The organism is Dehalococcoides sp., assembly GCF_041654235.1.
Lineage (GTDB): Bacteria > Chloroflexota > Dehalococcoidia > Dehalococcoidales > Dehalococcoidaceae > Dehalococcoides > Dehalococcoides mccartyi_B.
Genome location: NZ_JBAZDW010000094.1, coordinates 1 through 3,506, shown reverse-complemented (window position 1 = coordinate 3,506; position 3,506 = coordinate 1). Strand labels below are relative to the sequence as shown.

The window sequence follows — 3,506 nt, the reverse complement described above, 5'->3', positions numbered from 1 at the left end:
ATGGCCTTGGCAAGGTGTTTGCGCATGGTATCTATATGGCCGCGTAGCTTTGGTTCCTCCGCTACTATAACTGAATCTACATTTATTATGCCAAAACCTTTTTTAGCCAGCAAGTCTGTCACCTGTTCAAGAAGTCTGAGTGAAGATATGCCTTTGTACTTTGGGTCTCCCGGCGGGAAGTAGAGTCCTATATCCCCCAATGCCGCCGCTCCCAGAAGCGAATCCATAATGGCATGGGTAAGCACGTCTGCATCACTCCAGCCGATAAGCCCGCATTCAAAGGGGATTTCCACCCCGCCCAGCACCAGTTTCTGCCCCGGTGCCAGACGATGGACATCATAACCGTTTCCAATACGCATTATGCTCACCGTCCTTTCTTCAGCAGTATTTCTGCCATAAGAAGGTCTTCAGGTGTGGTTATCTTTATATTAGCACATGCGCCGGAGAATATCCTGACTGGGAGCTTCAGTTTTTCTACCAGTTGGGCATCGTCAGTGGCGATTATACCCACCCGCTGGTAGGCTTTTTGGATAATATCTGCCCGAAACACCTGAGGTGTCTGGACGGATATCAGCCTCTCTCTGGGCAGGGTTTTTTCCACCAGCCCTTCCGGGGATATTTCTTTAATGGTATCTTTGAGCGGCACTGCCGCGATGGCCGAACCGCAGAGTTTAGCCGCTTCCAACCCTTCGGGTATAGAGTCAGGCTCAAGCAGGGGGCGCGCCCCGTCATGAATGAGTATCCAGCCGCAGTCACACAGGGCTGACAGCCCTGAGCGGACAGAGTCCTGGCGGAGTGTCCCGCCGAAGCAAATGGCTATAACCTTGCTGAAATTATATTCCTTAACCAGCTCTTTGGCTTTTTCAATATTGTGTTCTGCCATAACCAGAGCAATATCATCTACCTGCGGGGATTCTTGAAAAACCGAAAGCGTGTGAGCCAAAACAGGTTTACCCGCCAGAAGGGAAAAAATCTTGTCCTGCCCCTCCATTCGGCGGCTCTGACCGGCAGCTACAATAACTGCCCCTACTTTTTCATTCAAAAACATCTTCGGTCTCCGTTTTTACCCCGGTAAGCGCCAGTTTAATAGCCTCTTTGACAGTTGAAACCGCAATAATCTGGATACCATGTATATTTATATTCTGGCAATTAGCACCGGCAGGTACCAAAGCCCTCGTAAAACCCAAACGGCTGGCCTCGGAAAGACGTCTTTCCAAATGAGGGATTGTCCTCAGTTCCCCTGAAAGGCCAATCTCACCCAGTGCTATGGTTTCCGGGCAGACCCCTATATCACGGTAACTGGAGGCAATGGCCAAAGCAATAGCCAAATCTGCGGCCGGCTCGTCCAGACGAATACCGCCGGTGGCATTTACTATTATGTCCTGGGTACCCAGCCGCATGGAAAGGCGTTTGGAAAGAACAGCGGCTATCATAATAGTACGGTTAAAATCTACCCCGTTGGCCGTGCGGCGCGGCTGGCCGAAACTGGTGGTATTGGTGAGTGCCTGCACCTCTACCAGTAAAGGGCGGCTACCCTCCAGCACTGCTGTTACAGCTGAACCAACCGTGTTTGCCTGACGGTTAGATAAAAATATCTGCGAGGGATTGGCTACTTCCACCAATCCTTCACTTTTCATTTCAAATATGCCTACTTCGTTGGTAGAACCGAAACGGTTTTTAACCGAACGTATCAAACGGTAAGCACTCTGGGACTCGCCCTCAAAGTACATGACCACATCTACTATATGTTCCAGTATGCGCGGCCCGGCGATGTTGCCCTCTTTGGTAACATGGGCGGTAATAAATACGCTGGCACCGCTGCTCTTGGCCCACTGCATCAGGCGGAGGGCTGATTCACGCACCTGATTTATAGCACCGGGTGCGGCCTCAAGCTCAGGCAGGAATACAGTCTGGATGGAGTCTATAACAACCAATGACGGGCAGAGGACTGAAAGCTGGGCTAGAATGGCATTAAGGTCTGTCTCAGCCATAAGGAAAAGCCCCTCGCCGCTGATACCCAGACGCTGAGCGCGCATTTTTATCTGGGCGGGGTTCTCTTCCCCGGAAACATATACCACTTTGCCGCCGCTCTGGGCTACCGAGGCAGCCACCTGAAGAAGGAGCGTGGATTTGCCGATACCCGGTTCACCACCTAAAAGCATCAGTGAACCCGGCACTATTCCACCGCCCAAAACCCGGTTGAACTCTGAAATAGATAGACTCCGGCGGGTAGTATCTGATGCATTCAGACTGGAAAGTTCGGCTGCCGGGCTGATAACCCGGGCAGGTGCATTTTTACGCCCGAGAGGTGCAGCAATTGTTGTTTCTTCAAGAGTATTCCATTCCTGACAGCCGGGGCAACGCCCCAGCCACTTCAGGCTCTCATGTCCGCAGTTGGAACAGATATAAACATTACGGCTTTTATCCATATACAGAAGACTTTACACAATTTAATCCGCTAAAGCAAGGGCGTACCTGCCCCTTAATTTACCTCAGATATTCCGGCGAATATACACTTTGTAATAATGCATTACTGCCAGCACCCCCCCGCAAAAGGTAATGAGCGGACCGCTTTCAAAGGCTGGCAGGCAGCATAAGACCATGCGTCAGGCTAAGGCTGACAGTAACCCCTATGCCCACCCCATAAGGAGTAAACTATTTCGGAGTTTGTTTTTTAGCTCTTCGCTTAACGGACAAACCAGCGTTTGCTACTTACCCGGCAGGACAGGCTTACCCAGCTAATCATTTTTATTTTACCCTAAACAAAAAGGGGAGTTTTAAAACTCCCCTTAAACTAATCCGTTACCGGTACCCGCCCTTAAGGAGTAGCCTGACTAAGCTCAGCCGGTTCGGCCAGCCGGACAATTATTTCGTCTTCGGCAGTATCCACTATTACTTTATCCCCGGCTTTAAATTTAGCCCTCAGCAAGTCTTCAGACAAGCGGTCTTCTATCATGGTCTGGATAGTGCGGCGCAGAGGCCTGGCACCATAAACCTCATCATAACCCTTCTTGCCCAGCAAGTCCTTGGCAGATTCGGTCACCTCAAGCCCGATGCCCTTTTCAGCCATCTGCTTGACCACACTCTTGAGCATCAGGTCAACAATACTGCGAATCTGCTCTTTATTTAGCGAGTGGAAGACCACCACACTGTCAATACGGTTTAAAAACTCCGGACGGAAACTCTTTTTAAGCTCACCCAGCAGCTTGTCTTTCATGTGCTCAAAATTGGTCTGCTGGGCCTTTGATTCGTCTGTCTGGGTGGCAAATCCGATAGTCCCGCTACCCTTGCGGATAAGTTCAGCCCCAATGTTTGAGGTCATGATGATAATGGTATTCCTGAAGTCCACCCGCCTGCCCTTGGCATCTGTCAGGTGGCCGTCATCAAATATCTGAAGGAGAATATTAAAAACGTCAGGATGAGCTTTTTCTATTTCGTCCAGCAGTATCAGGCAATATGACTTGCGGCGAACAGCTTCCGTCAGCTGGCCGCCCTCATCATAGCCC

At 50.4% G+C, this 3,506-nt stretch carries 4 protein-coding genes; all 4 read right to left on the bottom strand.

The window, feature by feature from the left end:
* Nucleotides 1–359 (bottom strand): 2-C-methyl-D-erythritol 2,4-cyclodiphosphate synthase (gene ispF, locus WC259_RS07980; RefSeq protein WP_372644155.1); only part of this gene is annotated, 359 nt, incomplete at its 3' end.
* A gap of 5 nt (nt 360–364) precedes the next feature.
* On the bottom strand, nt 365–1,048 hold the full coding sequence (locus tag WC259_RS07975; RefSeq protein WP_015406719.1) for a 2-C-methyl-D-erythritol 4-phosphate cytidylyltransferase: 684 nt from the start codon (nt 1,046–1,048) through the stop codon (nt 365–367).
* Nucleotides 1,035–2,429, bottom strand: coding sequence for a DNA repair protein RadA (radA, locus tag WC259_RS07970; RefSeq protein ID WP_012983997.1), 1,395 nt, complete (start codon nt 2,427–2,429; stop codon nt 1,035–1,037). The genes WC259_RS07975 and radA overlap by 14 nt, the downstream gene beginning before the upstream one ends.
* A gap of 389 nt (nt 2,430–2,818) precedes the next feature.
* On the bottom strand, nt 2,819–3,506 hold a 688-nt coding region (locus tag WC259_RS07965), incomplete at its 5' end, for an AAA family ATPase (RefSeq protein WP_372644152.1).

Coding starts and splice junctions, on each gene's coding strand:
- WC259_RS07975 (WP_015406719.1), bottom strand. CDS start 1,048: ATGTTTTTGAATGAAAAAGTAGGGGCAGTTATTGTAGCTGCCGGTCAG.
- radA (WP_012983997.1), bottom strand. CDS start 2,429: ATGGATAAAAGCCGTAATGTTTATATCTGTTCCAACTGCGGACATGAG.